Origin of the sequence: Puniceibacterium confluentis (assembly GCF_007923445.1) — a bacterium.
Classification (GTDB): Bacteria; Pseudomonadota; Alphaproteobacteria; order Rhodobacterales; family Rhodobacteraceae; genus Puniceibacterium; species Puniceibacterium confluentis.
Window position 1 is genome coordinate 128,186 of record NZ_VOJI01000004.1, and the last position, 26,638, is coordinate 154,823.

26 protein-coding genes and 1 other RNA gene are annotated in these 26,638 nt (G+C 64.9%); 16 read left to right on the plus strand and 11 right to left on the minus strand.

Translation table 11 applies throughout. The features are described 5' to 3' along the window. Positions 1–30 precede the first annotated feature (30 nt). Complete coding sequence (gene ald / locus FOY53_RS06380; RefSeq protein ID WP_146586890.1) at positions 31–1,149, minus strand: alanine dehydrogenase; 1,119 nt, start codon at positions 1,147–1,149, stop codon at positions 31–33. Positions 1,150–1,282: 133 nt separating this feature from the next. Here ald and FOY53_RS06385 point away from each other — a divergent pair, with 133 nt between their 5' ends. Further along, entirely contained in the window at positions 1,283–1,741 is a 459-nt protein-coding gene (locus tag FOY53_RS06385; protein WP_146586892.1) for an Lrp/AsnC family transcriptional regulator, read from the plus strand. A gap of 143 nt (positions 1,742–1,884) precedes the next feature. Here the strand turns inward: FOY53_RS06385 and rpsU are convergent, their stop codons facing one another. After that, positions 1,885–2,091 (minus strand): 30S ribosomal protein S21, encoded by a 207-nt coding sequence (gene rpsU, locus FOY53_RS06390; RefSeq protein WP_008207378.1) that lies wholly within the window; start codon positions 2,089–2,091, stop codon positions 1,885–1,887. 199 nt (positions 2,092–2,290) lie between these two features. Between rpsU and FOY53_RS06395 the strand changes: the two genes are divergently transcribed. Beyond that, complete coding sequence (locus FOY53_RS06395; protein WP_146586894.1) at positions 2,291–2,983, plus strand: COQ9 family protein; 693 nt, start codon at positions 2,291–2,293, stop codon at positions 2,981–2,983. 27 nt (positions 2,984–3,010) lie between these two features. Next, on the plus strand, positions 3,011–3,994 hold the full coding sequence (locus tag FOY53_RS06400; protein WP_146586897.1) for an NAD(P)H-quinone oxidoreductase: 984 nt from the start codon (positions 3,011–3,013) through the stop codon (positions 3,992–3,994). Between the two features lie 92 nt (positions 3,995–4,086). On the opposite strand, the gene FOY53_RS06405 is transcribed toward FOY53_RS06400, so the two are convergent. Beyond that, positions 4,087–4,944, minus strand: coding sequence for a DUF2189 domain-containing protein (locus FOY53_RS06405; protein WP_146586899.1), 858 nt, complete (start codon positions 4,942–4,944; stop codon positions 4,087–4,089). Positions 4,945–5,220: 276 nt separating this feature from the next. Continuing rightward, positions 5,221–5,850: a ribonuclease T2 family protein gene (locus FOY53_RS06410; RefSeq protein WP_146586901.1), complete on the minus strand. Its 630-nt coding sequence runs from the start codon at positions 5,848–5,850 to the stop codon at positions 5,221–5,223. Positions 5,851–6,026: 176 nt separating this feature from the next. Here FOY53_RS06410 and FOY53_RS06415 point away from each other — a divergent pair, with 176 nt between their 5' ends. Continuing rightward, positions 6,027–6,806, plus strand: coding sequence for a DUF1013 domain-containing protein (locus FOY53_RS06415; RefSeq protein WP_146586903.1), 780 nt, complete (start codon positions 6,027–6,029; stop codon positions 6,804–6,806). Positions 6,807–6,895: 89 nt separating this feature from the next. Here the strand turns inward: FOY53_RS06415 and recR are convergent, their stop codons facing one another. From recR to FOY53_RS06430, 3 genes are all read right to left on the minus strand, one after another. Then, positions 6,896–7,492: a recombination mediator RecR gene (gene recR, locus FOY53_RS06420; protein WP_146586905.1), complete on the minus strand. Its 597-nt coding sequence runs from the start codon at positions 7,490–7,492 to the stop codon at positions 6,896–6,898. 90 nt (positions 7,493–7,582) lie between these two features. Next, positions 7,583–7,927: a YbaB/EbfC family nucleoid-associated protein gene (locus FOY53_RS06425; protein WP_146586907.1), complete on the minus strand. Its 345-nt coding sequence runs from the start codon at positions 7,925–7,927 to the stop codon at positions 7,583–7,585. A 114-nt stretch (positions 7,928–8,041) separates the two neighbouring features. Continuing rightward, positions 8,042–9,784: a DNA polymerase III subunit gamma/tau gene (locus FOY53_RS06430; protein ID WP_246107306.1), complete on the minus strand. Its 1,743-nt coding sequence runs from the start codon at positions 9,782–9,784 to the stop codon at positions 8,042–8,044. A 311-nt stretch (positions 9,785–10,095) separates the two neighbouring features. On the opposite strand from FOY53_RS06430, the gene FOY53_RS06435 reads away from it, so the two are divergent. The 3 genes from FOY53_RS06435 (at position 10,096) to FOY53_RS06445 (ending at position 13,200) form a co-directional block, all read left to right on the plus strand. Further along, positions 10,096–11,646 (plus strand): ankyrin repeat domain-containing protein, encoded by a 1,551-nt coding sequence (locus FOY53_RS06435; protein ID WP_146586911.1) that lies wholly within the window; start codon positions 10,096–10,098, stop codon positions 11,644–11,646. Between the two features lie 197 nt (positions 11,647–11,843). Beyond that, a complete protein-coding gene (gene ypfJ, locus FOY53_RS06440) occupies positions 11,844–12,677 on the plus strand; it encodes a KPN_02809 family neutral zinc metallopeptidase (RefSeq protein WP_146586914.1) in 834 nt (277 codons plus the stop codon). A gap of 4 nt (positions 12,678–12,681) precedes the next feature. Then, positions 12,682–13,200: a protein-tyrosine phosphatase family protein gene (locus tag FOY53_RS06445; protein WP_146586916.1), complete on the plus strand. Its 519-nt coding sequence runs from the start codon at positions 12,682–12,684 to the stop codon at positions 13,198–13,200. Between the two features lie 91 nt (positions 13,201–13,291). Here the strand turns inward: FOY53_RS06445 and ffs are convergent. The 3 genes from ffs to FOY53_RS06460 form a co-directional block, all read right to left on the minus strand. Then, positions 13,292–13,389, minus strand: an RNA gene (gene ffs, locus FOY53_RS06450) — signal recognition particle sRNA small type. Between the two features lie 66 nt (positions 13,390–13,455). Beyond that, on the minus strand, positions 13,456–13,794 hold the full coding sequence (locus FOY53_RS06455) for a hypothetical protein (RefSeq protein ID WP_146586919.1): 339 nt from the start codon (positions 13,792–13,794) through the stop codon (positions 13,456–13,458). Positions 13,795–13,994: 200 nt separating this feature from the next. Further along, positions 13,995–15,974 (minus strand): bifunctional 2',3'-cyclic-nucleotide 2'-phosphodiesterase/3'-nucleotidase, encoded by a 1,980-nt coding sequence (locus tag FOY53_RS06460; protein WP_146586921.1) that lies wholly within the window; start codon positions 15,972–15,974, stop codon positions 13,995–13,997. A 250-nt stretch (positions 15,975–16,224) separates the two neighbouring features. On the opposite strand from FOY53_RS06460, the gene nudC reads away from it, so the two are divergent. The 5 genes from nudC (at position 16,225) to FOY53_RS06485 (ending at position 21,057) form a co-directional block, all read left to right on the plus strand. Next, the gene (nudC, locus tag FOY53_RS06465) at positions 16,225–17,196 is read left to right on the plus strand and encodes an NAD(+) diphosphatase (protein WP_146586923.1); all 972 of its coding nucleotides are present in this window, start codon (positions 16,225–16,227) and stop codon (positions 17,194–17,196) included. Positions 17,197–17,253: 57 nt separating this feature from the next. Beyond that, a complete protein-coding gene (locus FOY53_RS06470) occupies positions 17,254–17,721 on the plus strand; it encodes an SRPBCC family protein (protein ID WP_146586925.1) in 468 nt (155 codons plus the stop codon). A 253-nt stretch (positions 17,722–17,974) separates the two neighbouring features. Next, a complete protein-coding gene (locus FOY53_RS06475) occupies positions 17,975–18,820 on the plus strand; it encodes a fumarylacetoacetate hydrolase family protein (RefSeq protein WP_146586927.1) in 846 nt (281 codons plus the stop codon). A 3-nt stretch (positions 18,821–18,823) separates the two neighbouring features. Next, entirely contained in the window at positions 18,824–19,648 is an 825-nt protein-coding gene (locus FOY53_RS06480; protein WP_146586929.1) for a DUF4198 domain-containing protein, read from the plus strand. 5 nt (positions 19,649–19,653) lie between these two features. Further along, positions 19,654–21,057: an FAD-binding oxidoreductase gene (locus tag FOY53_RS06485; RefSeq protein ID WP_372833409.1), complete on the plus strand. Its 1,404-nt coding sequence runs from the start codon at positions 19,654–19,656 to the stop codon at positions 21,055–21,057. 36 nt (positions 21,058–21,093) lie between these two features. On the opposite strand, the gene hemC is transcribed toward FOY53_RS06485, so the two are convergent. Next, complete coding sequence (gene hemC / locus FOY53_RS06490; protein WP_146586933.1) at positions 21,094–22,056, minus strand: hydroxymethylbilane synthase; 963 nt, start codon at positions 22,054–22,056, stop codon at positions 21,094–21,096. Between the two features lie 192 nt (positions 22,057–22,248). Here hemC and hemE point away from each other — a divergent pair, with 192 nt between their 5' ends. The 4 genes from hemE (at position 22,249) to FOY53_RS06510 (ending at position 26,602) form a co-directional block, all read left to right on the plus strand. Further along, entirely contained in the window at positions 22,249–23,277 is a 1,029-nt protein-coding gene (gene hemE / locus FOY53_RS06495) for a uroporphyrinogen decarboxylase (RefSeq protein WP_146586936.1), read from the plus strand. Between the two features lie 206 nt (positions 23,278–23,483). After that, complete coding sequence (locus FOY53_RS06500; RefSeq protein ID WP_146586938.1) at positions 23,484–24,419, plus strand: ABC transporter ATP-binding protein; 936 nt, start codon at positions 23,484–23,486, stop codon at positions 24,417–24,419. Next, entirely contained in the window at positions 24,416–25,177 is a 762-nt protein-coding gene (locus FOY53_RS06505; protein ID WP_146586940.1) for an ABC transporter permease, read from the plus strand. Before FOY53_RS06500 ends, FOY53_RS06505 begins: the two co-directional genes overlap by 4 nt. A gap of 192 nt (positions 25,178–25,369) precedes the next feature. Then, positions 25,370–26,602: an MFS transporter gene (locus FOY53_RS06510; protein WP_146586942.1), complete on the plus strand. Its 1,233-nt coding sequence runs from the start codon at positions 25,370–25,372 to the stop codon at positions 26,600–26,602. The last annotated feature ends 36 nt before the right edge of the window (positions 26,603–26,638 follow it).

The window sequence follows — 26,638 nt, forward strand, 5'->3', positions numbered from 1 at the left end:
TCGAACCGCGCGCTGTCCGGACCGACGCAGTCAGGTCTTGAGCACGAGCTGCGGCGAGGTGACGTCCATCCCGAGCGCGCGACCCACAGCGTAGTAGGTCAGCTTTCCGGCATGGACGTTCAGGCCGTTCAGCAGGTGGGGATCGTCGGCGCAGGCCTGTCGCCAGCCCTTGTCCGCGAGCGCCAGCATGTAGGGCATGGTGGCGTTGCCCAGGGCGATGGTCGACGTGCGGGCAACCGCGCCGGGCATGTTTGCGACGCAATAGTGCATGATGCCATCGACATCGTAGATCGGGTCCTGATGGGTGGTGGCCCGCGAGGTTTCGAAACACCCGCCTTGATCAATGGCCACATCGACGATTGCGGCACCGGGCTTCATCGTCGACAACTGCTCCCGACTGACCAGCTTGGGTGCCGCTGCCCCGGGAATCAGTACGGCCCCGATCACCATATCGGCTTCGGCCACCAGCGCGGCGGTGTTCGCAGAGCTGGCGTAGGCGGTCTTGAAAGCGCCGGCGTAGACATCGTCCAGGTAGCGCATCCGGTTCAGCGACCGGTCGAGCACGGTGACGGAAGCGCCCATTCCGGCCGCCACCCGTGCGGCCTGGGTGCCGACAACGCCACCGCCAATCACCACGACCCGTGCCGGAAGCACGCCCGGCACGCCACCGAGCAGAACGCCGCGCCCGCCATTCGCCTTTTGCAGCGTCCAGGCCCCGACCTGCGGTGCGAGTTTGCCCGCGACCTCGGACATCGGCGCCAGCAATGGAAGTCCGCCACGGTCGTCAGTCACCGTTTCATAGGCAATGCAGGTTGCTCCCGAGGCCAGAAGGTCGCGTGTCTGCTCCGGATCCGGCGCCAAGTGCAGATAGGTGAACAGCAACTGGCCCTCGCGCAGCATCCGGCGCTCACCGGCCTGCGGCTCCTTGACCTTGACCACCATCTCGGCGCTTTCGAAAAGCTCTTCTGCAGTCTCGACGATCCGGGCCCCTGCAGCGACATAGTGGTGATCCTCAAAGCCGGCACCATGCCCGGCGTTCGCCTGAATCAGCACCTCGTGGCCATGCACCACGGCTTCCTGTGCTGCGCTGGGAGTGATCCCGACACGGAACTCCTGCGGCTTGATCTCTGTCGGACATCCGATTTTCATGGGTCTCTCCTTGTGCTCTGCGCGCGAGCCTGCGCTTATCCGCTTGCAATTTCTCTGCGGATTTGATGCGGTGATAGCGAAAACAGCCGGAGGATCTTCGGCCTTTGGAGTGAAATGCGAGAGGATCCGCCGCGTGAGCCTAGATGAAACCGATCGCCGGGTGCTGCGCGCCCTTCAGAAACGGGGGCGGATGTCGAATGCGGAACTGGCCGAAGCGGTGCATCTGTCGGCGTCGGCCTGTCACCGCCGCGTTCAGCGCCTCGAGGAAAGCGGCTATATCCGCGACTACGTGGCGTTGCTGGACGAACGCAGGCTGGGCCTGCCCACAACCGTCTTTGTCGAGATCAAGCTCAACGCACAGGCTGACGGAGTCCTCGATGCATTCGAGAAGGCGGTGGCGCGGGTGCCGGACGTGCTGGAGTGCCATCTGATGGCGGGCACGGCGGACTATCTTCTCAAGATCGTCGCGGAGGATACCGAGGACTTTGCCCGAATCCATCGCCAATACCTGACCCGTCTGCCGGGGGTGGCCCAGATGCAGTCGAGCTTTTCACTGCGCACGGTGCTCAGGACAACCGCGCTGCCGGTCTGACACGGCGCGACGCGCAATTTTTTTGCAGCAAAAAAATTGGCAAAAATCTTCTGAAGATTTTTGGGACCGGCACAAACGACAAACCCCCGGAAGCAATTGCCCGGGGGTCGTCAAATCGTACGATAAAGTGCCAAAAAATGCTCTTAGAGCATACCTTCGCGCTGCGCCTTTTTGCGTGCCAGCTTGCGGGCACGGCGGATCGCTTCGGCCTTCTCGCGCGCTTTTTTCTCGGACGGTTTCTCGAAATGCTGCTTGAGCTTCATTTCACGGAACACGCCTTCGCGCTGGAGCTTTTTCTTCAGGGCCCGAAGGGCCTGATCGACATTGTTGTCGCGAACACTAACCTGCATGTGGTTTTCACCACCTTTCTAGTTTGAGTTGCAAGGATTTGCAGGAAGGCGCCATATAGCAAGCTCAACCAGATTTGTCCACCACTGAAAAACCTGGACCTCCGCGAGACAGTACGCGTCCCCGCCTCTGGTCAGACTCTGGTCAATGGCCGAAAAACGCTTAGGTACATTAGCAGCAGATCAAGACAGGAGCACCTTCATGACACCGCAGTCTGAGCCGACAGAGACCCTTCTGCTGGATGCCGCCTTGTCCCACGTGCCATTCGATGGCTGGTCTGACGCCACCTTTCGCGCGGCCATAGCCGAGAGCGGTGTCGATCCGGTTGTCGCGCGGGCGCTGTATCCGCGTGGGGCGCTTGATCTGGCCATCGCCATGCACAAGCGCGGCGATGATGCGATGGCGGACCGGCTGGCCGCCACAGACATGGGTGACATGAAATTCCGTGACCGAGTCACGCTGGCGGTGCGCCTGCGGCTTGAACTGGCGGGGGACCGCGAAGCCGTGCGCCGCGCCACCACCCTGTTCGCCCTGCCGCTCCATGCGGCTGACGGGGCAAGACTGATCTGGGGGACGGCGGACCGGATCTGGACGTCGCTGGGGGACACCTCCGACGATGTGAACTGGTACACAAAGCGTGCAACGCTCGCCGGGGTGTATTCGGCGACCGTGCTGTACTGGCTGGGCGACGATTCGGTGGGTCATGGTGCGACCTGGGAATTCCTGGACCGGCGAATTGCCGATGTGATGCAGATCGAGAAGATCAAGGCGCGGATGCGCGGCAATCCCTTCCTGAGTAGGGTTTTCGCAGCGCCCGCCCGGGTGCTAGACAGGGTCAAGGCACCAAAGGCGGCACCGGGAGACCTGCCGGGACATCGCAGCGATGACCTGTGACGGCCCGAGTGAACAGAAAGGCAAAGAATGACCAAGACCATGCGCGCTGTTGAGATAACCCGCCCCGGCGGCCCGGAGGTTCTGCAGGTCACCGAGCGGGACGTGCCGCAGCCCGGGCACGGGCAGGTTCTGCTGCGGGTTGCCTATGCCGGGGTCAACCGCCCCGACGCCTTGCAGCGGGCGGGATCCTACGCGCCGCCGCCCGGTGCCAGTGACCTGCCGGGGCTGGAGGCCTCTGGCGAGGTCGTGGCCACGGGCGAAGGGGTAGACGGCATTGCTCCGGGCGATTCCGTCTGCGCGCTGCTGCCGGGGGGGGGATATGCCGAATACGTGGTCACTCCGGCGGCGCATTGCCTGCCGGTGCCGGACGGGATGGATCTGAAACAGGCGGCCTGCCTGCCCGAGACATTCTTTACCGTCTGGACCAACGTTTTCCTGCGCGGCAACCTGCAGGCTGGAGAGCGGTTTCTGGTGCATGGCGGCTCGTCCGGAATCGGAACCACCGCCATCCAGCTGGCCCAACACTTTGGCGCACGGGTTTTTGCCACTGCCGGGTCGGCGGACAAGTGCCGGGTCTGCGTCGAGCTCGGTGCCGAACAGGCGATCAATTACCGCGAGAACGATTTTGTCGAGGTGCTGCGCGCCGAAGGCGGCGCCAACCTGATTCTCGACATGGTCGGCGGCGACTATCTTCCCCGCAATGTCAGGGCGCTTTCAGACGACGGACGGCTGGTCCAGATCGCCTTTCTGAACGGACCCAAGGTAGAGCTGAATTTTGCCCAGGTGATGATGCGCCGCCTGACCATCACCGGCAGCACCCTGCGTCCGCAGAGCGATCTCGCGAAGGCCCGCATCGCCGACGACCTGAGGGCGCGCGTCTGGCCGCTTCTGTCCTCCGGGCGCATCGCGCCGGTGCTGGATTCCGAGTACCCGCTGGCCGAGGCTTCGGCGGCGCATGCCCGGATGGAAAGCTCTGAACATATTGGAAAAATCGTGCTGCGGGTTGGGTGAAGCGACCTCAGACCGACCTTGACCCAGCATAGGTTGACGCGACGCTGAAACCGGGGGCGGGCGGTGCGCTTGGCACTGCCCGCCCCGGCGCATCATTCGACGGCGCGGCGATAGAAGTGCCAGCTTGCATGCCCGAGGACCGGCAGCACGATCATCAAGCCCAGCAACAGCGGCAGGCTTCCCAAAGCCAGGCCGCCCGCCAGTACTGCCCCCCATGTCAGCACCACGCGCGGATTGCGGCGCAGCACCTCGACCGAGGTGGCGATGGCCACCGGCACGCCGACATGGCGGTCCAGCAGCAGCGGAAACGACACCACCGAAATCGCCAGTGCGACGACCGCAAAGACAAATCCCGCGCCAAAGCCCAGAACGATCATGGCCCAGCCTCCCGGCGTGGTCAGAACCTGCTCGGCAAAGGCCGGCAGACTTGCGGGCACGGCTTCACCCATGGTGAGCTTGTGAATGGCGGCGGCGACCAGCATCCAGGCCACAAACAAGGCGGTGAGGTAAAAGGCCATGACCAGCATCGCCCCGAAAGACGGCGATTCCACCACCCTCAGGGCATCCGACCATGCGGGCGATTCCCCCTTTTCGCGTCGGCGGCTGATTTCGTACAGGCCGACGGCGGCGACTGGCCCCAGAAGGGCAAAGCCTGCCAGCAAGGGAAACAGCAGCGGCAGCATCGACAGCTGCGTGACCATGCCGATGAGCAGCAGGCCGATCACCGGATAGATCAGCACGATGAACATCACATCGCTGCGCGAGGCGGTGAAATCATCCCAGCCCGCCGCGAGCGAGGCGCGGATGTCTTCGATGCTGAGCGTGCGCACGCGGGGCGGGGGCTCGGAGGCATCCCGCCCCAGTTCACGGGCCGCGGCGGCCAGATGATGGCCCGACCGCCCCAGCGCCCGGGCGGTCCATGACAGTGGATTTCCGATAGTCTGTGTCACAGTCAAGCTCCCACTATGGCGCGGCGAACGTCATACCCGGATCCGACCTGTGCCGCGCTGATGGTCAGACCGATCTGCGGCGACTATGCCTCTAGCATAACACGGAAATGCGCCGATGCCGATCACACTTTGCAGAGCCGTTCCGCCAGGTCGCGGGCCGGGGCCGGCGGCCTGTCGCCAGGAAATACGCCGTCTCGCTGGACCGCGGTGATCGCCGCGTCGCGCCAAGTGAATTGTTGCGGGACCCTTGCGGCAGCGCCGGGTGAGCGACCGGGATCAGCGCACCGGATCAAACAGCGCATCGGTCATTTTGCAGTCGCGCACCACATCCGGCCCGCAGGGCACGGGCACCAGACCTTTGGACAGGCAGATCCGGGCCTCCTGAATGCGGGCATCGCGGCAGGTGATGGTGATCATGTCGGGACGCAGGTCGGGGTTGTCCCTGAGAAAAGCCTCTTCGATCAGCCTCGCGGGCAGGGTCACCGGCTTGTCGAGCTTGCGAAGCACCTCGGGGCGGGTGACACTGCCGAAAGCCTCTCGGGCGAGCGCGAAATAGCTGGCGGCCTCCAGACCGGTACAGACGCCGTGTTTCTTCCACTGGTGCCAGGCGCTGCCGGATGTGCCCATGATATCGGCCATCCCGGCGGTCATGGCCCGCGAGGGCGGCGGCACCGCGCTGCGGCAGAACGACGGATAGCCGCGACTGTGCTGCGGCCAGAGCCCGTGCAGCACCCAGCCAAGGTTCCGGCTGGCGTCACATTGCGGCGAACGGCGGGCATCGCCCTCGGTGGCGCACCAGTTCGGTGACCAGCTGAGCGAGAGCACATAGTAGTCAAAGTCGCCTGCGGCCTCGCCCTCGGCGCGGGCCAGGGTGGCAGTCAGGCACAGCAGGATCAGCCAGCGCATTTTCTCTTTCCTCTTTTGCTTGACGCGACTATAAGGCGGCCAAGTTCCCCGACAACGGTAACCTGTTCCGGCCCAGCCCGGAACCGCCTGGACCCCCGGGCGACAGCGAAGCTTTGCGTCGGGCAAGACATGCGTCGCGCTATGGGCGCGGGCAGATATGCGTAAGGAGATGTGGAATGGGTAAACCGATCATGGCACGCGCCACCGCCGTCTGGCTGGTGGACAACACGACCCTGACCTTCAAGCAGATTGCGGATTTCACCGGGATGCACGAACTCGAAGTGCAGGGTATTGCGGACGGCGACGTCGCGACCGGTGTCAAGGGGTTCGATCCAATCGCCAACAACCAGCTTGAGCAGAGCGAGATCGACAAGGGCGAAAAAGACCCGATCTACAAGCTGAAGCTCAAGTACAACGCGGCCGCCGTGGGCGAGGAAAAACGCCGTGGCCCGCGTTACACACCGCTGTCCAAGCGTCAGGACCGCCCGGCCTCGATTCTCTGGCTGGTGAAATTCCATCCGGAACTGAGTGACGGACAGGTCGGCAAACTGGTGGGCACCACCAAGCCGACGATCCAGGCGATCCGCGAGCGGACCCACTGGAACATCGCCAACATCCAGCCGATCGACCCGGTGGCGCTGGGTCTGTGCAAGCAGTCCGAGCTGGATGCCGCGGTGCAGAAGGCGAGCAAGAAGGCCGACGTTCTGAGCGATGACGAGCGCCGCAAGCTGGTGAGCACCGAACAGAGCCTTGGCATGGGCGAAGAGCCCCGTCTGCCGACGGCGATCGAAGGGCTTGAGACCTTCAGCCTGTCCGATCCGCGTGACAGCGACGACGAGGAAGACAAACGCTCGGACAAGGATTTTGCCGATGCGGACAGCTTCTTCAACCTTCCGGATGCCGGTGATGACGACGACGAGGACGAGGATGACGACAGCGACGATCCGCGCCGCTGATCCTTGCCCCGTGTCGTACAAGTGAAAAAGGCCCGCAGGTTTCTGCGGGTCATTTTCGTTGCGGCCGGCCCATTTCTGTCGCCTGGGCCTTATTCGATCCGCTTGCGCGCGTTCAGTGCCGCCGTGATCGTGCCATCGTCAAGATAGTCCAGCTCACCGCCGATGGGCACGCCCTGCGCCAGCGAGGACAGTGTAACGCGGCCTTCGAGCTGGTCGGCGATGTAATGCGCTGTGGTCTGGCCGTCGACGGTGACATTCAGCGCCAGGATCACTTCGCTGATGTCCTCGGCGTCGATGCGGGCGATCAGCCGGGGAATGCGCAGTTCCTCGGGGCCGACAGCATCCAGTGCCGACAAGGTGCCGCCCAGCACGTGATACCGCCCGCGGTAGGTGCCCGAGCGTTCCATCGCCCAGAGGTCGGCCACATCCTCGACCACGCAAAGCAGACCGTTGGCGCGGGCCGTGTCCTGACAGATGGCGCAGATATCGCCGGTGGCGATGTTGCCGCAGTTCAGGCACTCGCGTGCGGTTTCGGCGACCCTCTGCATCAGGTCCGCCAGCGGTGACAGCAGTTGACCACGCTTGCGGATCAGGTGCAGCACCGCGCGTCGGGCGGACCGTGGGCCCAGGCCCGGCAGGCGGGCCATCAGCCCGATCAGCGCGTCGATGTCGGTTTGCTCGGGCATTCAGGTCAGGTTTCTAAAGGCGGTGCGGACGACCGGCGGCACGGTTCGTCACCGTGCAACCACATCGCCCGCCCTTTGCGTGCCGCCGTTTCAAAACGGCAGCTTCATGTCGGCCGGCAGGCCCATGGCTTCGGTCAGTTTCGACATTTCCGCCTGTGCCCGGTCCGATGCCTTGCCCTGGGCGTCCTTGATCGCGGCCAGGATCAGATCCTCGACCACCTCTTTTTCGTCCTTGTTGAAGATCGACGGGTCGATATCCAGCCCCTTGAGTTCACCCTTGGCCGAGCAGGTCGCCTTGACGAGGCCGGCACCGGATTCGCCGGTGACCATGATGCTGTGCATCTCTTCCTGCAGCGCGGTCATCTTGGTCTGCATTTCCTGCGCGGTCTTCATCATCTTGGCCATGTCGCCAAGTCCGCCTAGTCCCTTGAGCATATCGGTCTCCTGTCATTGGGTCGGGTTCAGAGATACGCGCCGGGGGGGCGTGCCACAAGGGGGCGCACGGCGAGGTGTTGACCGATGCGGGCCGCATTCGCCACCCGTGCCGGGTTATCCGTCCTCGAAGGGGTCCCACTCATCCTCGACCTCGGGCAGGGCATCGGCCTGGGCAGCGGTTGCAATGGATTCAAGGCTGCGGATGTCCCGGATGCTGGCCTTTGGAAAGGCGGCAAACGCCGCGATGACCAGCGGATGTTCGCGGGCCTGGGCCCGCAGCGCGATATCGGCGGCGTCGCGCCTCTCGGCGATTGTCGCGGTTTCACACCCATTGACCAAGGTCACGGCCCAGCGGTTGCCGCTCCAGCGTTGCAGGGCGGCACCCAGCTTCTGGGCCAGGTCGGCAGGGGCGTTGTCGGCGGGCGTGAATTCAATCCGTCCGGGCTGGTAAGCCGCGAGCCTGACGCCGGTTTCCACATCGACCAAGAGCTTCACGTCGCGGTTGGCGCGGATCAGTTCAACCACATGTTCAAAGCTCGGGTAGCGGGCGAGCGCGGCGTCGATGTCCGGGGCCAGCGCCTGTACCGGCTGGCCGCCACTGCCACCGCCGACCCGCTGCGTGGACATGGCCTGCGCCACCGGCCCGCCGGGGGCGGCACCGCCTGCCGTACCGGAAATGCCGGGCCCCGGTGGCGGTGCGGTGCCTTGCAGCTTGCGCACCAGTTCTTCGGGCGAGGGCAGATCAGAGACGTGGGTCAGGCGGATCACCGCCATTTCGGCGGCCATCATCGCATTGGGGGCCGAAGCGACCTCGTCCAGCGCCTTCAGCAGCATCTGCCACATCCGCGTCAGGGGACGCATGCCCAGACGCTGCGCCATGGCCTGTCCGCGGGTGCGCTCGTCCGGGCTGATCGTGGGGTCCTCGGCGGCCTCGGGGGTGATCTTCACCACCGAGATCCAGTGCGTGACCTCGGCCAGATCCCGCAACACGGCCATCGGATCCGCGCCTTCCGAGTACTGGGCGCTGAGTTCGCTGAGCGCGCCCGCCGCGTCGCCCTGCATGATCAGATCGAAAAGATCCATCACGCGGCCGCGGTCGGCGAGACCCAGCATGGCGCGCACCTGCTCTGCGGTAGTCTCGCCGGCGCCGTGACTGATCGCCTGGTCCAGCAGCGAGGTCGCGTCGCGGGCCGAACCTTCGGCGGCGCGGGTGATCAGGGCGAGCGCGTCGTCGTGTATCTGCGCCTGTTCCGAACCTGCGATCCGTTGCAGCAGGGCGATCATCACCTCGGGTTCGATGCGGCGCAGGTCAAACCGCTGGCAGCGCGACAGGACCGTCACCGGCACCTTGCGGATTTCGGTGGTGGCAAAGATGAACTTCACATGCGCCGGGGGTTCCTCGAGCGTCTTCAGCAGCGCGTTGAAGGCGCCTGTGCTGAGCATGTGCACTTCGTCGATGATGTAGACCTTGTAGCGCGCAGACGCCGCGCGGTAGTGCACGGAATCGATGATCTCGCGGATGTTGGCGACGCCGGTATTGGACGCGGCGTCCATCTCGATCACATCGACATGGCGGCCTTCCATGATTGCGGTGCAGTGTTCGCACTGCCCGCAGGGATCGGTGGTGGGCCCGCCGGTGCCGTCGGGCCCGATGCAGTTCATGCCCTTGGCGATGATCCGGGCCGTGGTCGTCTTGCCGGTGCCTCGGATGCCGGTCATGATGAAGGCCTGCGCGATCCGGTCGGCGGCAAAGGCGTTCTTGAGCGTGCGCACCATCGCGTCCTGCCCGACGAGATCGGCAAAGGTTTCGGGGCGGTACTTGCGGGCAAGGACCTGATATTTCGGCGCGTCGGACATGGTGGCCTCTTTGCGGGAGTTCCGGGCCAAACTAGGGGCTGCGGCGCGGGGCGTCCACCGGATATGCGCGGTATATGTGCGGTCGCGGGGTGTGGTCATCCGTCCCTGCGGATTTCATTGCGTCGCAACGTGCTGCGCGGGCTTGCCTGCGCGACCGGGGCGGCTATGATGGCGGCGGGTCCCGGGGCAGGGGGCCACCTGATCCGCGGAAAGCGCCCTGCACCTGCCTAAACACCTGAAAGACCCCAGTTGCGGTTTTTTCTGTGCCCGGACAGCAGCGGATCCTCGGGCAGCGACAGGAGGAACCTGACATGGCCCGATCCCCGGCCTTTCCCGACGAACTGACCCTCGACAGCCTGCGCCGCGCGGCAAAGGCGCTGAGCAGGGCGCATGCCGCCCGCACGCCCGGTGTGCAGGCGCGGCTGTCGGCATATCTGCCCGGCGCACGTGCCGATGCGCCAAAGCATGCCGATTTTCTGCATGTCATTGCGCGGGAACATCTTTTTGATAGCTGGCCACGGATGAAGCTGGCTGCCGAGACCATCGGCATGGACCGGGCCGCCCGGCAACAGCGGCTGAAACTCGCGCTGTATCATGGTCATGGCTGGGTGGCGGAGCAGCTTCTCGAGCAGATGCCCGATCTTGCCGAGGACATGTTCGGCCTGCAATGTGCGCTCTATGACCGCGCCGGTGTCGAGGCGGCGTTGGCGCGCGATCCCGGTCTGGCGGTGAAACCCATTGGTCCACGCCGGCCGATCCTGCATCTGGCGTTTTCCAGATGGATCAAGCAGCGGCCGGAGCTTGAGGGCGACATGATCGGCGTGGCCGCGGCACTGGTGGCGGCGGGGGCGGATGTGAACGACAGTTGCGCCGCGACGCCGGGAGAGGCAAGCACGCTTTCGGCGCTCTATGGTGCTGTGGGACATGGCGACAACATGGGACTGGCGCGCTGGCTTCTGGAGCAGGGCGCTGACCCGAACGACGGCGAGTCGCTGTATCATGCAACCGAGCTGGGGCACCACGACGGATTGCGGTTGCTGCTGGCGCATGGCGCGGATCCCAAAGGCACAAATGCCCTGCTGCGGGCGATGGATTTCCACGATGTCGCGGCGGTCAGGCTGTTGCTGGAGCATGGCGCCCGGGCCGATGACTTCGACGCCACACCGGTGGGAGGAGAACAGCCCTGGGTGATCCCGGCGCTGCATCAGGCGGCGCGGCGCGGATCGGGGCAGGCGATGGTCGATCTGCTTCTGGAAAACGGGGCAGATCCCGCCCGGCTGTTCCAGGGCGTGAGCGCCTACGCCTATGCGCGGGTGTTCGGCAACCGGGCGCTGGCTGTGGCAATCGAGGCGCGTGGCGCGGCGCAGCCGCTCAGTCGCGAAGAGCAGCTGCTGGCCAAGGCGGCAGACGGCGTGGACACCCGGGGTGCCTGCATTGATCCGGACAGGCTGCCCGAGGCGTACCGGACGATCCTGCGGCAGATACTGACCCTGCCGGACCGGCTGGACCACATGCGTCGGCTTGTGGCGCTGGGCATCGAATACGACGGCACGGATTCCGAAGGTCTGACCCCGGTACAGGTCGCGGGCTGGGTCGGTCTGCCAGAGGTTCTGGCGTATTTCCTCAGCCTGCGGCCGGATCTGAGCCATGTGAATGGTTATGGCGGCACCCTGCTGGGCACCATCATCCACGGCTCGGAAAACAACCCGGACCGCGCGACGCGCGACTACCTTGCCTGTCTGCAACTGGCGCTGGAACAGGGCGTCGCCCTGCCGCGCCGCGCCGCTGCGATGGCCGGTCGCGAGGATGTGGCCGATTTTCTGGATGCCTGGGCCGAGGACCATCCCGGGCAGGTTGTCTGAACCGGGCATCTGGCAGGCCTGGATCGGGTCACCAGGCCGGTCCGTGGCGCGCGGTGATGACAGGAAGGCCGACGACGATGGGAACCTTTGCGGCCTCTGAGCGATTGAACACAGAGGCTGCGATAAAATCCGGCTCGGGTCAGCGATGGCCGGGCGTGTGTATCTTCGCGGCGGGTGTTGGATCAGGGGGACGCGTCATGCGACTTAGGGGAGTACGGGGCAGCCGCAATATCGAAGACCGCCGCCGGATGGGCGGCGGAGGCAAGGCCGGGATCGGCGGTGTCGGACTGCTGGTGGTTCTGGCGATCGGCTATTTCACCGGCATCGACATCACGCCGGTGCTCAACCAGTTGCCGCAGCAACAATCCACCCCGCGCGAACCCACCGCAGGCGAAGAACGCGCGGCGGAATTTTCGGCCCAAGTGCTGGCCACAACCGAAACTGTCTGGGAGCGGATCTTTCCGGAACAGGTGGGGAAAGATTATACACCGCCGGTGATGGTGCTGTATTCGGGTGTGACCCAGTCCCAATGTGGGGGCGCCAGCGGCGCGACCGGCCCGTTCTACTGCCCGGCGGACAACAAGGCCTATCTGGACACCGATTTCTTCGCCACGCTCGAGCAACAGCTGGGTGCCAAAGGCGATTTCGCCGCAGCCTACGTGATCGCCCACGAGGTGGCGCATCATGTGCAGAACGAACTTGGCATCCTCGGCAAGGTCAACCAGATGCGCCAGTCCGCGTCCGAACGCGAAGCCAATGCGCTGACCGTGCGGCTGGAATTGCAGGCAGACTGCCTGTCGGGGGTCTGGGCGCAATCCGTCCAAGGCATGCTGGAACCCGGCGACGTGGACGAGGCCCTGAACGCGGCAAAGCGGATCGGCGATGATTATCTGCAAAAACGCGCAGGCCGGGTGCCACAACCCCACACCTTTACCCACGGCACTTCGGCGCAACGTTCTTCGTGGTTCGCCAAGGGCTATGAAAGCGGTCAGATGGAATCCTGTGACACATTCGGAGCCGCGGAGTTGTGATGAGATGACGATGATGCACGCGGTGCCGGTGGCGGGGGGAATCCTCGCCATCGCGCCGTTGCCGGGGGCGCAAGGCGACTATGCCGGGGATCTGGAACACATCCGCGGCTGGGCCCCGGCGATTGCGATATCGCTCACCACCGAAGCTGAAATGATACCTGTCGGCGCGCGCTTCCTCGGGACGCAGCTACAGGATCAGGGCACGCGCTGGGTGCATCTGCCAATAGATGATTTTGCGGCGCCCGGTGCGGGCTTTGACGATGCCTGGCCCGAGGTTTCGCGACAGGCGTTGCGGGCACTTGCGGGCGGCGGTCGGGTTCTGGTGCATTGCAGGGGTGGATGCGGGCGGTCGGGCATGGTTGCGCTGCGGCTGATGATCGAAGCGGGCGAGGCCCCGGACGAGGCGCTGGCGCGGTTGCGAAAGCTGCGGCCCTGCGCGATCGAAACAGATGCGCAAATGGCCTGGGCGCTGGCGGCACCCCGCGCCCACGCGGTGTTCATGCGGCATCCCAAAGCAAGGTGATGACATACATGGTGAATCTCGGGCGTCAGCGGTTGCGGCCGGGACATGCCTGCCGGTGCCGGGCGCGGATCGCAGCGGCGATCCGCTTCCAAGGTGAGAGGTTGACAACGACCCAAGCGGGGCTCGTTACGGCTGCTTCCTTCCGGATCTGACCGGGTTGGCGAGGCGCCTGCCCGCGCCAACCCCTCGACGGTTTACATAATGTGCGTCACTTGGATTCGCAACCCGTGCTCTGGGATGTTTCGGCCGGCGGCGCTACTGGCGGGCAAAGCCCCCGGGGCATACGAATGTCGCGAATATGCCGTAACATCTGGCGCGGCGGCTGAATCCGCTGACGGTGACGACCGCGTAGACGATTCGGTCATCATAATGTGTGTCCAGCGCACTTCGGACCAGATCGTAACACGCCCCGGGATCCAGGCGGCAGCCCATCAGCGCCAAAGAGGTGGCTGCGTCCTTGCCCTTGATGTCTTCTGTCGCAAGCGCATCCAGTATCACTGCCCGCAATTCGGTTTCGGCAAGGGCCTCATGCGGACGGGTCAGCCAGGCAGCCAACAGACCGAGGGCCATCAGTAAAGCGAACAGGCGCAGCATGTGACCACCCTTCCTGTCGAGCCCCGGCATCGAGTCTCGACTTCGCACCCCGTCACCGGGGAACAGTCCAGACAGAGCACGCGGGCCGGTCAGAGTCGAGTCAGCCTTCTGTTACCCGGGCACTGGCCGACATTTCCGCGCCACACGACCGGGGGTCAAAAGCGGCCTGCCCGAGCCAGCGGGGCAGGCTCGCCAAGCAGCTACAGCAGGATTCTGAACCGGGCGTAGCCTTCGGCCGTATCGCCGGCATCTTCCAGTGTCAGGCCAGAAACACCAGCGGCATAGTCACGCGCCTTTGGCCCGGTCTCGAACAGGACCGAGGTGCCCGGCAAGGGCGCAAAGCTCCAGTTGGAATCGGCCGACGGGTTGATGGTGCCCTGTTCGACGATGTAGCGCACGATCACGTCGCGGTTGGTGTCCGGTGCCTCGAACACGATGGTATCCCCCAGGGCGCCGGGGAAACTGCCGCCGCCGCTCGCGCGGTAATTGTTGGTGGCCACGATGAATTCGCGGGCCGGATCGACCGGTGCGCCGTCATAGGTCAGATCGGTGATCCTGTTTGCGCCGGGGTTCGCCAATTCACCCTTGGCGTCGTATTTTGACGGCTGCGACAGGTCGATGCGGTAGCTGACACCGTCGATCACATCAAAGTTGTAGCTGGGAAACTCGGGATTGAGCAGGGGCTGGTCGGCTTTGCCCGGTGTCACCTGATTGAAGATCCCCGCAGAGCGTTCCAGCCAGTCCTTGACCTCGGCGCCGGTGATTTTCACCGCACGCACGGTGTTGGGATAGAGGTAGAGGTCGGCAACGTTCTTGATCGCCACATCGCCCGCCGGCACGTCGGTATAATACTCGGGCCCGCCACGTCCGCCGGCCTTGAACGGCGCGGCGGCCGACAGGATTGGCAGGTCCGCATGGTCGGTGCCCTGCAACATCTGGGCGATGTACCAGGTCTGCGCGATCGAGACGATCTGCACCGAGGGATCATCCGCCACCAGCGCAAAGTAGGAATGCAGCGGCGCCGAGGTCTTGCCCACCGCACGGCGGACATAGGCAAGTGTATCGTCGTGGTCCTTCTGGGTGGCGGCCAGCACGGCGGCGTCGCTTTCGACCAGCGCGGTGATGCTGCGGTCTTCGTTGCGCTGCGAGATCGGACGCGCCTCGGAGGTGGTCGACAGCACCCGCCAGGCGGTGCCGTCACGTTCCAGCAGCAGATCGATCACCCCCAGATGACTGCCCCAGAAGCCGCCCATGGCCGCGGGTTTGCCATGAATCGTGCCTTTGGCGACGTCGACGGCGGCATAGCCGTCATAGGTGGGCGAGGGAAAGACCAGATGGGAATGGCCGGTCATCACCGCGTCGATTCCATCGACTGCAGCCACCGGCACAGAGGCGTTCTCCATCCCGTCGGTGGCCTGCGCCGCGCCGATTCCGGAATGCGACAGCGCGATGATGATGTCGCAGCCCGCCTCTTTCATTTCCGGAACCCAGGCTTCGGCGGTGGCGACGATGTCGCGGGCCTGCACGTTGCCTTCGAGGTTCTTGCGGTCCCAGTTCATCACCTGCGGCGGAGTGAAACCGATCACGCCCACGCGGATCGGATGCGCGGTGCCACCGCCGTCGGTCACCGAGCGGTCAAGGATCACATAGGGTTTGAACAGGGTGGTGTCGTCGCGCGGGCCGGCGCCGGACTTGGTGGCGATATTGGCCAGCACGACCGGGAAATCCGCACCGGCGGTGGCGTTCATCAGAAAGTCGAGACCATAGTTGAATTCGTGGTTGCCGATGGTGGCGGCGTCATAGCCCAGGGTGTTCATCGCGGTGATCACCGGGTGCATATCGCCGGCCTTCATCCCGCGCTCGTAGGCGATGTAGTCCCCCAGCGGATTGCCCTGCAGGAAATCGCCGTTGTCCAGCAGCAGGCTGTTGGTCGCCTCGGCGCGTATGTCGTTGACAATGCTGGCGGTGCGGGCCAGCCCGACCGTGTCCACCGGCTTGTCGGCGTAATAGTCGTAGGGATGCACATGCACATGCAGGTCGGTTGTCTCGAGCAGCCGCAGATGGGCCTGACCCGGGGCGGCGAACGCGGAATAGGGATGCACGGCGATCAGGGCACCGCCTGCCGCTGTGCCCGCCAGAAAGGCGCGACGGGTGACGGATGATTGCTGCGAAACTGTCATGCTGTACTCCGGGGCGTTGGTTGCTGTGGCAGGATACTCAGAAATGTGACTCTGGGTACGACAGTTTTGTCTGATGCCAGGCAAAACCGCCAAAACGCCGGAAGTATTGCACAGAGTGCCGCAGCAATACAGTCCCCGGCTGACCGCACCGGCTGTGGACCGTCGCGCCCGGGCCGGGGGCAGAACCCGTTTGCCACGCCCCGGCGAGCGTGGCATGCAACTGCCGACAGGACAGGTGGCAGGGAATACAATGCGGCATGCGGAACAGGTGACATTCGGCGGCTCGGATCTGGACCGGGCGGCCGAGTTGCGAAGCGACATACCCGAACTGGCGGCGGGGTTGCAGCACCCGGACACGCGCACGGTTGTTGTGTGGCGCGGCAAGCCGCTGGTTTCGGGCTGCGATGGCGCGCTGGACCTCGTGCGGCTGCCCCTTGATCACCCTGTCCTAGCCGAGGCGCGTGCCGAACCGATCCTGCTGGGCCGCGAAGAGGGCGCCCTGCGCTTCGCGCATGATATCTCGGCCTGGGTTCCCGAGGGACAGGATCTGACGCAGCTCGGCGGTTTTTCGGATTCCAGCGAGCAGATGCACCCCGAACTGGACCCCGATCAGCGCTTCAGCGAACTGCGCCGCGTGATGACCGGGTTCAGCCCGCGCGACGCCGAACTGGCCGCCAGCGCCAAGGCGATCTTTGCCTGGCACAGCATCCACGGATTTTGCGCCCGTTGCGGCGCAGCCTCGGACATCGCGTCCGCCGGTTGGCAGAGGATCTGTCCGTCCTGCGGCGCGCATCATTTTCCGCGCACGGATCCGGTGGTGATCATGCTGATCCTGCGGGGAAATTCCGTGCTGCTGGGCCGCTCGCCCGGCTGGCCGCAGGGCATGTATTCCTGCCTGGCCGGCTTTGTCGAACCCGGCGAGACGATCGAGGCCGCGGTGCGCCGCGAGGTGTTCGAAGAGGCGGGTGTGCAGGTCGGGGCGGTCGGCTACCTCGCCAGCCAGCCCTGGCCGTTTCCCGCCTCGCTGATGATCGGCTGCCGCGGCGAGGCGCTGAGCGGTGAGATCAACATCGACCCGGTCGAGATCGAAGACGCCCGCTGGGTCACCCGCGAGGAACTGGCGCTGGCTTTTGCCGGAGAACACCCCGAGATCCTGCCGGCGCGCAATGGCGCGATCGCGCATTTCCTGCTGCGCAACTGGCTTGCAGATACTCTCGATTGAGGCAAGACTGCCCCGCAAGAGCAGGTGACAACAAAAAACGACGATTGGGGTAGACGCATGGAATTCGCCGCCAAGGAAGATGTCGAGGCGCCGTTGGATCAGGTTTTCGCGGAAATGAGCGATTTTGACATGATCGAACGGTCGGTGATGCGCCACGGAGTCGAAGTCCAGCGCAAGGATCCCGGCTGTGCGCCAAAGGAGGGGTCCGCCTGGACCGCCCAGTTCCGGTTCCGGGGCAAGACCCGTGACGCCGCCGTCACGCTGACCCGGTACGAGCCGCCGCAGGCTATGGCGTTTCAGACCGTCTCCGGCGGGTTGGAAGCGCAGACTCGCATCGACCTGGTGGCTCTGTCGCGCAGCCGCACCCGGATCAGCCTCGTGGTCGACCTGCAGCCAAAGACGCTGTCGGCGCGTCTGCTTGTGCAGTCGATGAAGCTGGCCCGCAGCAACCTGAGCAAGAAATTCCAGCTGCGCGCGGCGGACTATGCCAAAGAGCTCGAGGACCGCCTGAAGCGGCGGGTCTGACAGCGCCGCACAGGGCCGGTGCTCCACCGCCTGCGGAATTTTCGTCTGACCGGTTCCGGGGTTGCGACCGGGCCCAAAGCCCGCGCGCACCGCTCCGATACAGGGCGTGCCGTGGTCCTGGTCGCCGGGGCCTGCGACGCGGCGCACAGGTTCAACGCACAGATTTAATGCAACTGTATTTGGCCTGCGGCAATTGAAGTCACGGCATTTCCCTCTAATGTGCCGACAACTGTCGCAAGGGGGCACATCAGCCATGAAATTTCTGAGATACGGGCCACCCGGCGCCGAAAAACCCGGCCTGCTGGATGCAGAGGGCGGGTTGCGTGATCTTTCTGCCCATGTGCAGGATCTGGCCGGCACGACACTCAGCCCCGAAAGCCTTGGGGCGTTGGCGGCTCTCGACACTGCGAACCTGCCGCTGGTCGCCGGCAGCCCGCGTATCGGACCCTGTGTCGGCGGGGTGGGCAAGTTCCTGGCGATCGGCCTGAACTATGCTGACCACGCCGCCGAAGCGGGGATGGACCTGCCGCAGGAGCCGATCGTGTTTTCCAAGGCGACATCCTGCATCGTCGGACCCAATGACGATGTCGAGATCCCGCGCGGCTCAAAGGCCACCGACTGGGAGGTCGAGCTGGGTTTCGTGATCGGCAAGACCGCGAAATACGTGACCGAGGCAGAGGCGCTGGAGCATGTCGCGGGATATTGTGTGATCAATGACGTGAGCGAGCGGGATTTCCAGATACGCCGCTCGGGTCAGTGGATCAAAGGCAAGTCCGCCGACACTTTCGGCCCCATCGGCCCCTGGCTGGTGACGCCGGACGAGGTGGGAAATCCGCAGGATCTGGCGCTTTGGCTTTCGGTGAACGGCGCGCGTCGGCAGGACGGCAGCACCCGGACAATGCATTTCACCGTGGCGCAGATCATCGCGCATCTGTCGCAGTTCATGTCGCTGCATCCCGGAGATGTGATCGCCACCGGCACGCCGCCCGGCGTAGGCATGGGGATGAAACCCCCTGTGTATCTGAAACCCGGGGATGTGATGGAACTGGGGGTCGCCGGTCTGGGCGTGCAGCGTCAGGCCGTCCGGGCAGCGGAGTAACGCATGTTTCTTGCACGACAGCTATTGCAGGTTCTGGGCGTATCGGTGTCGCTGATGGCGGCGCTGCCCGCCAAGGCGCATGAATTCTGGATCTCGCCGGTATTCTATCAGGTGCCGTTCGATTCCACCCTGCTGGCGGACCTGCGGGTCGGGCAAAGCTTTGAGGGCTCGGCCTATCCTTATGTTCCGGCGAATTTCACCCGCTTCGACGTTGTGCGCGGTGATGACGTGCTGCCGGTCGAGGGCCGCGCGGGCGACCGGCCGGCATTGAACATGCGGGCGGCGGGTGAGGGTCTGGCGGTTGTCGTGCATGTGACCAGGGATTATTCGCTGACATATCCCAAGTGGGACACCTTCGTCGAATTCACCAATCACAAGGACATCGCCTGGGCGCAGGCGCGTCATATCGAGCGCGGGTTCACCCAGGACCGTGTGCGCGAAAGGTACACCCGCTACGCCAAGAGCCTGATCGCCATCGGCAACGGTGCCGGGGCCGACCGTGAAATGGGGCTGCGCACCGAGATCGTGGCCGGGGCCAACCCTTACACCGACGACCTGTCGAACGGGGTCGCGGTGCAGGTGCTCTACGAGGGGCAGCCACGTGCCGATGTTCAGGTCGAGCTGTTCGACAAGGCCCCCGGCGCGGCGACGGGCGTTTCCAGCCTGCACCGCACAGATGCCGAGGGGCGGGTGACATTACCGGTTCACGCCGGGCACGAATATCTGGTGGATTCGGTGGTGTTCAATGCGCTGGACGCCGAAGTCGAAGGTGATCACGCATGGGAATCGCTTTGGGCGTCGCTGACGTTCAAGGTTCCCGACGAGTGAGCGACATCATTGCCGCGCTGCGCGGTGCGGTGGGTGCGGCCGCTGTGCTGACCGGCGCCGACGCCGCGCCGTGGTCGCGGGACTGGACCGGTGCCTACACCTGGGCGCCGCTCTGTGTCGTGCGGCCCGCAACCACCGCCGAGGTTTCGGCGGTGATGCGTCTGGCGCATGAGAATCGTGTGCCGGTGGTGCCGGTGTCGGGCAATACCGGGCTCGCCGGGGGGACCGTGGGGGACGGCGCGGTCATGCTGTCGCTGGACCGGATGAACCGGGTTCAGGACATCCGCACAGCCGCGCGGATCGCCGTGGTCGAAGCGGGGGTGATCCTTTCGGCGCTGCACGACGCGGCGCTGGCGCAGGGGCTGGTGTTTCCGCTGACGTTCGGGGCGCGCGGCTCCTGCATGGTCGGCGGATTTGTCAGCACCAACGCCGGTGGCTCCAATGTGCTGCGCTACGGCAACACCCGCGATCTGGTGCTGGGACTCGAAGTGGTGATGGCCGACGGTGAGGTGATGAACCTCATGTCGGAACTGCACAAGGACAACTCGGGGCTGAACCTGAAACATCTGATGATCGGCGCCGAAGGCACTTTGGGTGTGATCACCCGGGCGGTCCTGAAGCTGGTGCCAAAGCCGACGGCGACGGCAACGGCGATGGTTGCGCTGCCGTCGCTGGACGCGGCGCTGGCACTGCTGCACAGGGTGCAAGAGGCCACGGGCGGCGCGGTCGAGGCGTTCGAATACATGCCGCGCCGCTACCTTCAGGAATATGCCCGCCGCTATCCGCAGGCCCGCCCCCCGTTTGCGACCGAGTACTTGCATTGTGTCATGGTCGAAATCGCCTCGAGCGCGCCGCGGGATGTGACGGCATCGACAGATGGTACCGTACCTCTGACCGCGCTGCTCGAGACGCTGCTGGCGGACATGCTGGAACAGGGATCGGTGCTGGACGCCGTGGTGGCGCAGAACGAGGCGCAGCGCAGCGAAATCTGGGCGCGGCGCGAGGCGGCAGGACCGCTGTCGTTGAGCCACAGCCCGATGGTGAACAACGACGTCGCGGTGCCGCTGGACAAGGTGGCGGTGTTTCTCGCGCGGATGGATGCGCGGCTTGCGACGCTGGACCCGGCGGCGGTGCCGCTGGTGGTGTCGCACCTGGGGGACGGCAATGTGCACTACACGGTCTGGCCGGGCAGTCCGGACCCGGCGCATTGCGATGCCATCATGCAGGCGGTCGAGGATGAAGTGCTGGCGCTGGGCGGGTCGTTTTCCGCCGAACACGGCATCGGTCTTGCCAAGCGGCCCAGCATGGCGCGCCGCAAGGACCGCGTCGCGGTTGCGGCGATGAAATCGATCAAGGCGGCGCTGGACCCGCGTGGCATCCTCAACCCCGGCAAGGTGTTTCCGGACTGAGGCACGCCCGCAGTTGCGGTTGCGGCGTGAACTGGCTCAGACCTTGGCCGTGCCGCTGTGCCAGTCGAAAAAGCCCGGGCCCGCGGTGGCCAGCAGCTCGGCCGCCAGATCCCGCCCCATCTCTGCACCCTCCGCAACCGGCCCCTCGCGTCGTCCGGAATGTGCGACCGATCCGTCGGGGCGCAACACCTCGCCGCGCAGGGTCAGTGTCGCGCCGTTCAGTTCCGCCAGCCCGGCAATCGGTGTTTCACAGGATCCGTCGAGCCGGGCAAGAAAGGCACGCTCGGCGGCCAGACGCTGGCCGGTGGGGACATGGTGGATCGCCGCCAGCATCTGTGCCACCCGGTCGTCCGCTCCGCGCCGCTCGATGCCGATGGCGCCCTGGGCCACCGCGGGCAGCATGTCGCCGGTATCAATCGGGGTCCGTGGCACCCCGTCAATCTTCATCCGGTTCAACCCGGCCATCGCCAGGAAGGTGCAGCTTGCCACACCGTCGGCGAGTTTCTTCAGGCGGGTCTGCATGTTGCCGCGGAATTCGACCACGGTCAGATCCGGGCGGCGATGCAGCAGTTGCGCACGGCGGCGCAGGGACGAGGTGCCGACGACGGCCCCCGGCGCAAGCTCGGCGATGCTGCTGAAATCCGGCGAGATGAAGGCGTCGCGTACATCCTCGCGTGGCAGATAGGTGTCCAGGACCAGCCCGCCGGGTTGCAGCACCGGCATGTCTTTCATCGAATGCACGGCGATATCAATGCCGCCCGACAGCAGCGCCTCTTCGATTTCGCGGGTAAACAGACCCTTGCCGCCGATCTCCTTCAGGGGCCGGTCGATGATGCGGTCCCCCGTCGTCTTGATCACGACAATCGAAAATGCCTCATGCGGCAGGTCAAAGGCTGTGGCCAGCCTGTCGCGGGTCTCGTTCGCCTGGGCCAGCGCCAGCGGCGAGCCGCGGGTGCCGATTTTCAGAGGTGCGGCGGGGGTGGGAAGGTCAGCTATCATGCCCGAGACTTAGCGGCGTCGTCTGGCCGGGGCAATGCTCGCGCGGGCGCGGGACGGAAAATCTTCGATGGGCGCTGCGGCCGTCAAAGTGGCGGTGGCCTGTCAGGTGACGGCGACCGCCCTACCTCCTGCCGGGTTGACATCCCGGCGCTGGCATCGGACCACCTGCCAAACCGAAGAGGACATCCGCGAATGACCAAGACCATCCTGCGTGCGCTCGCCGGCGAGACCCTGCCCACGCCTCCGATCTGGATGATGCGCCAGGCCGGACGGTATCTGCCCGAGTACAAGGCGACACGGGCACAGGCCGGGGATTTCCTGTCGCTGTGCTACAACCCCGAGCTTGCCGCCGAGGTGACGCTGCAACCGATCCGCCGCTATGGTTTTGACGGGGCGATCCTGTTTGCCGACATTCTGCTGCTGCCGCAGGCGCTGGGCGCGGATCTGTGGTTTGTGACCGGTGAGGGGCCGCGGTTGTCCACAATCACCAGCGAAGCCGATTTTGCCGCGCTCAGGCCGGTGCATGCCATCGACGACACGCTGGCGCCAATTTACGAGACGATCAGGATCCTGCGGCGCGAACTGCCGGCCGAGACGACATTGATCGGATTCGCCGGTGCGCCCTGGACGGTGGCCACCTACATGATCGCGGGGCAGGGTACTCCGGATCAGGGTCCGGCCCATGCGCTGAAGGATGGAAACCGGGCGCTGTTCGAACAGTTGCTGGGCAAGATCACCGAAGGCACGATCGAATATCTGTCGCGCCAGATCGAGGCTGGTGCCGAAGTGGTCAAGCTGTTCGACAGCTGGGCCGGGTCACTGTCGGGCGCGGATTTCGAGCGCTATGCCAAAGAGCCCGCGCGCGTCATCACCGAGGCGCTGAAAAGGCGGCATCCGGGCATACCGGTCATCGCCTTCCCGCGCCAGGCCGGGCAGGGCTACGTCGGCTTCCACGCCGCCACCGGGGCCGACTGCGTGGCGGTGGACGATTCGGTGACCCCGGAATGGGCGGCGGAACATGTGCAGGTGTCGGGCTGCGTGCAGGGCAATCTGGCCTCGTCGCACATGGTGACGGGCGGCGCGGAACTGGTGGCCGAAACCCGGCGGGTGGTGCAGGCCTTTTCGGAGGGGCCGCATATCTTCAATCTGGGCCACGGCATCACACCGGATGCGGACCCGGCCAATGTGCAGCTGATGATCGACACGGTGCGCGGGGCCTGATCCTGCGTGCGCGATGATCCCGTCGCGTCCATTGGACAGCGATCGCGCCGGACCGGCAAAGGCTGCGGTCCGGTCGCCCCGGTTTCATGATCAAGGCGCGCGGTCGACACCTGCCTGAGAGTGTCATGCACAGGGGCTCTGCCGGTTTGCACATTGCGTTTGGGGCGGCGCGGCCTAGATTGCGCCCCTAACGCGGGAGGTGCACCATGACGGCAATCGTTCAGATCGCAAACGTGGAAAAGGTATACGACGGCGGTTTCGCAGCCCTGAAAGGCGTCACGCTGGACATCGAGGAGGGTGAGATCCTTGCCCTGCTCGGGCCGAACGGCGCCGGGAAGACGACCCTGATTTCCACGATCTGCGGGATCACGCTGCCGAGCACGGGCAGTATCCGGGTCGGGGGGCATGACGTGGTGCACGACTTTCGCGGTGCACGCGCCCTTGTCGGGCTGGTGCCGCAGGAAGTGACGCTGGAGCCGTTCGAAACGGTGTGGAGCACGGTGCGGTTTTCCCGCGGGCTGTTCGGCAAGGCGAAAGATGACGCTCTGATCGAGAAGATCCTGCGCCAGCTGTCGCTGTGGGACAAGAAGGACACCGCGATCCGGGCGCTGTCCGGCGGCATGAAGCGGCGGGTGATGATCGCCAAGGCGCTGAGCCACGAACCGCGGGTGTTGTTTCTCGACGAGCCGACCGCCGGTGTCGACGTGGAGCTGCGCCGCGACATGTGGGAGATCGTCGCCGGGCTGAAAGCGGACGGGGTGACGATCATCCTCACCACCCACTACATCGAAGAGGCCGAAGCCATCGCCGACCGGGTTGGCGTGATCAACAACGGGCAGCTGCTGCTGGTCGAAGAGAAAGCGGCGCTGATGACCCGGATGGGGCAGAAGCACCTGCGCATCGACCTGCAATCCCGGATTGGTGCCGTGCCTGACGCGCTCGCCGGGTTCGATCTGGAACTGGCCGACGAAGGCGCGGCGCTGGTCTATCGGTATGACACCCGGGCGGAGCGCACCGGGATCGCCAGCCTCATGACGGCGATGAGCGCGGCAGGGCTGGTGCTGCGGGACCTGCAGACCAGCCAGAATTCGCTCGAGGACATCTTTGTCGGCCTCGTGCACAAGACGGAGGACGCGGCATGAACTGGCAGGCGGTCAAGTCGATCTATTGCTTTGAAATGGCGCGGTTCTTTCGCACGCTGATGCAAAGCTTCATCTCGCCGGTGATCTCGACCTCGCTGTACTTCGTGGTGTTCGGCGCGGCCATCGGCAGCCGGATCGAGCAGGTCGAGGGCGTGTCCTACGGCGCGTTCATCGTGCCCGGGCTGATCATGCTGAGCGTGATCACCCAGTCGATTTCCAACGCCTCCTTCGGGATCTATTTTCCCAAATTCATCGGCACGATCTATGAACTGCTGTCAGCGCCGATCAATTTCCTCGAAATCGTGATGGGCTATGTCGGTGCGGCGGCGACCAAGGCGCTGTTCATCGGGCTGGTCATACTCGGCACTGCCGCGCTTTTCGTGGATCTGAGCATCCAGCATCCTGTTGCCATGCTGGTCTTTCTGGTGCTGACCTGCCTCAGCTTTTCCTTGCTGGGATTCATCATCGGGATCTGGGCCGGGAACTTCGAGCAGTTGCAGCTGGTGCCTCTGCTGGTGGTGACGCCGCTGGTGTTTCTGGGCGGGTCTTTCTATTCGATCTCGATGTTGCCCGAGGCCTGGCAGACTGTGGCGCTTTTCAATCCCGTGGTCTACCTGATATCCGGCTTCCGCTGGGCGTTCTTCGGGATGGCGGATGTTCCCATCGGTCTGAGCCTGATGGCAATTGCGCTGTTCACCGGTCTGTGTCTGGGCGCGATCTGGTGGATTTTCCGCACCGGGTGGAAGATCCGAACCTGAGTCGATTGTGCTGGCGCAACCTGACGGGGACTGCCTATTGAGACGCGGGGAGCGCGGTCAGTGCGGCGCGGCTGTCCGGGCACGGACCAGGGGACACGGCGTGGCGGCGGCTGCGGCGCCGCGATCTGAGTATTTTTAAAGAGAAGAAACGCGGGCGGGTTTTGCGCCCGGCGCGTTGATCGGGGGCTGGATATGAGGCGAAGTGTGCGGCTGGCGGATGCCAGGGATCTGCCGGTGTGGCGGCGCCCCGTGACCCTGCTGTTCCTGATGGCCATCGCGATGCCGCTGTCTTTTGCGACATGGTCGGCATTGCTGAACAACTTTGTCATCGAGGTGGCGGACTTTGACGGGGCGGACATCGGCTGGCTGCACAGCGTGCGCGAGATCCCGGGCTTTCTGGCGGTCGGGGTGATTGCGATCATCATCTTCATCCACGAACAGGTGCTGGCGCTGATCGCGCTGACCCTGTTGGGGGTGGCCACCGCGGCGACGGCATGGTTTCCGCAGATGGGCGGGATCCTGACCATCACCATGCTGAGTTCGATCGGGTTTCACTATTACGAGACGGTGAACCAGTCGCTGCAGTTGCAGTGGCTCCCGAAGGAGCGGGCGCCGCAGATGCTGGGGCTGCTGCTGGCCGCGGCGTCGGGGGCGACCCTGGTGGCCTATGTGCTGATCGTGATGACCTGGAAGGCCTTCGATCTGAGTTACAACTTCGTTTACCTGGTTTCGGGCGGCCTGACCCTGGTCATGGTTGGGTACTGCGCCTTTGCCTTTCCGCGCTTCGAAGCGCCCAACCCGCAAATCAAGAAGATGATCCTGCGCCGCCGGTACTGGCTGTATTATCTGTTGCAGTTCATGTCCGGCGCGCGGCGACAGATTTTTGTGGTTTTTGCCGGTTTCATGATGGTTGAACACTTCGGCTTCGAGGTCGACGAGGTGACCGGCCTGTTCCTGATCAACCTGGTGGCCAACATGGTCCTCGCGCCGCTGATGGGGCGGGCGGTGTTCCGGTTCGGAGAACGCAACACACTGGTCTTTGAATACATCGGACTGGTCTGCGTGTTCCTGGCATATGGGGGCGTGTACTGGTTCGGTTGGGGGGTGGTGCTCGCGGCCGCGCTCTATGTGCTGGACCATTTGTTCTTTGCCCTGGCGCTGGCGCTGAAGACCTATTTCCAGAAGATCGCCGCGCCGGGGGACATCGCGCCGACGGCGGCGGTGGCCTTTACCATCAACCATATCGCCGCGGTGTTCCTGCCGGCGCTGCTGGGGTATCTGTGGCTGGTGTCGCCGTCGCTGGTGTTTCTGCTGGCGGCGGGCATGGCGGCCACGTCGCTGGCGCTGGCACTGATGATCCCGCGCCACCCGGCGCCGGGCAACGAGACGGTGTTTGCACAGGGGCTGGCGGCTCCGGCCGAGTAGCCGTCCCTGGGGGCGCGCTTGCGCAGCGGGCGCGTC

Excerpts from the sequence above, each read along its gene's own strand:
- ald (WP_146586890.1), bottom strand. The coding sequence starts at position 1,149 with ATGAAAATCGGATGTCCGACAGAGATCAAGCCGCAGGAGTTCCGTGTC.
- rpsU (WP_008207378.1), bottom strand. The coding sequence starts at position 2,091 with ATGCAGGTTAGTGTTCGCGACAACAATGTCGATCAGGCCCTTCGGGCC.
- FOY53_RS06395 (WP_146586894.1), top strand. The coding sequence starts at position 2,291 with ATGACACCGCAGTCTGAGCCGACAGAGACCCTTCTGCTGGATGCCGCC.
- FOY53_RS06400 (WP_146586897.1), top strand. The coding sequence starts at position 3,011 with ATGACCAAGACCATGCGCGCTGTTGAGATAACCCGCCCCGGCGGCCCG.
- FOY53_RS06410 (WP_146586901.1), bottom strand. The coding sequence starts at position 5,850 with ATGCGCTGGCTGATCCTGCTGTGCCTGACTGCCACCCTGGCCCGCGCC.
- FOY53_RS06415 (WP_146586903.1), top strand. The coding sequence starts at position 6,027 with ATGGGTAAACCGATCATGGCACGCGCCACCGCCGTCTGGCTGGTGGAC.
- recR (WP_146586905.1), bottom strand. The coding sequence starts at position 7,492 with ATGCCCGAGCAAACCGACATCGACGCGCTGATCGGGCTGATGGCCCGC.
- FOY53_RS06425 (WP_146586907.1), bottom strand. The coding sequence starts at position 7,927 with ATGCTCAAGGGACTAGGCGGACTTGGCGACATGGCCAAGATGATGAAG.
- FOY53_RS06430 (WP_246107306.1), bottom strand. The coding sequence starts at position 9,784 with ATGTCCGACGCGCCGAAATATCAGGTCCTTGCCCGCAAGTACCGCCCC.
- FOY53_RS06435 (WP_146586911.1), top strand. The coding sequence starts at position 10,096 with ATGGCCCGATCCCCGGCCTTTCCCGACGAACTGACCCTCGACAGCCTG.
- ypfJ (WP_146586914.1), top strand. The coding sequence starts at position 11,844 with ATGCGACTTAGGGGAGTACGGGGCAGCCGCAATATCGAAGACCGCCGC.
- FOY53_RS06445 (WP_146586916.1), top strand. The coding sequence starts at position 12,682 with ATGACGATGATGCACGCGGTGCCGGTGGCGGGGGGAATCCTCGCCATC.
- FOY53_RS06455 (WP_146586919.1), bottom strand. The coding sequence starts at position 13,794 with ATGCTGCGCCTGTTCGCTTTACTGATGGCCCTCGGTCTGTTGGCTGCC.
- FOY53_RS06460 (WP_146586921.1), bottom strand. The coding sequence starts at position 15,974 with ATGACAGTTTCGCAGCAATCATCCGTCACCCGTCGCGCCTTTCTGGCG.
- nudC (WP_146586923.1), top strand. The coding sequence starts at position 16,225 with ATGCGGCATGCGGAACAGGTGACATTCGGCGGCTCGGATCTGGACCGG.
- FOY53_RS06470 (WP_146586925.1), top strand. The coding sequence starts at position 17,254 with ATGGAATTCGCCGCCAAGGAAGATGTCGAGGCGCCGTTGGATCAGGTT.
- FOY53_RS06475 (WP_146586927.1), top strand. The coding sequence starts at position 17,975 with ATGAAATTTCTGAGATACGGGCCACCCGGCGCCGAAAAACCCGGCCTG.
- FOY53_RS06480 (WP_146586929.1), top strand. The coding sequence starts at position 18,824 with ATGTTTCTTGCACGACAGCTATTGCAGGTTCTGGGCGTATCGGTGTCG.
- hemC (WP_146586933.1), bottom strand. The coding sequence starts at position 22,056 with ATGATAGCTGACCTTCCCACCCCCGCCGCACCTCTGAAAATCGGCACC.
- hemE (WP_146586936.1), top strand. The coding sequence starts at position 22,249 with ATGACCAAGACCATCCTGCGTGCGCTCGCCGGCGAGACCCTGCCCACG.
- FOY53_RS06500 (WP_146586938.1), top strand. The coding sequence starts at position 23,484 with ATGACGGCAATCGTTCAGATCGCAAACGTGGAAAAGGTATACGACGGC.
- FOY53_RS06505 (WP_146586940.1), top strand. The coding sequence starts at position 24,416 with ATGAACTGGCAGGCGGTCAAGTCGATCTATTGCTTTGAAATGGCGCGG.
- FOY53_RS06510 (WP_146586942.1), top strand. The coding sequence starts at position 25,370 with ATGAGGCGAAGTGTGCGGCTGGCGGATGCCAGGGATCTGCCGGTGTGG.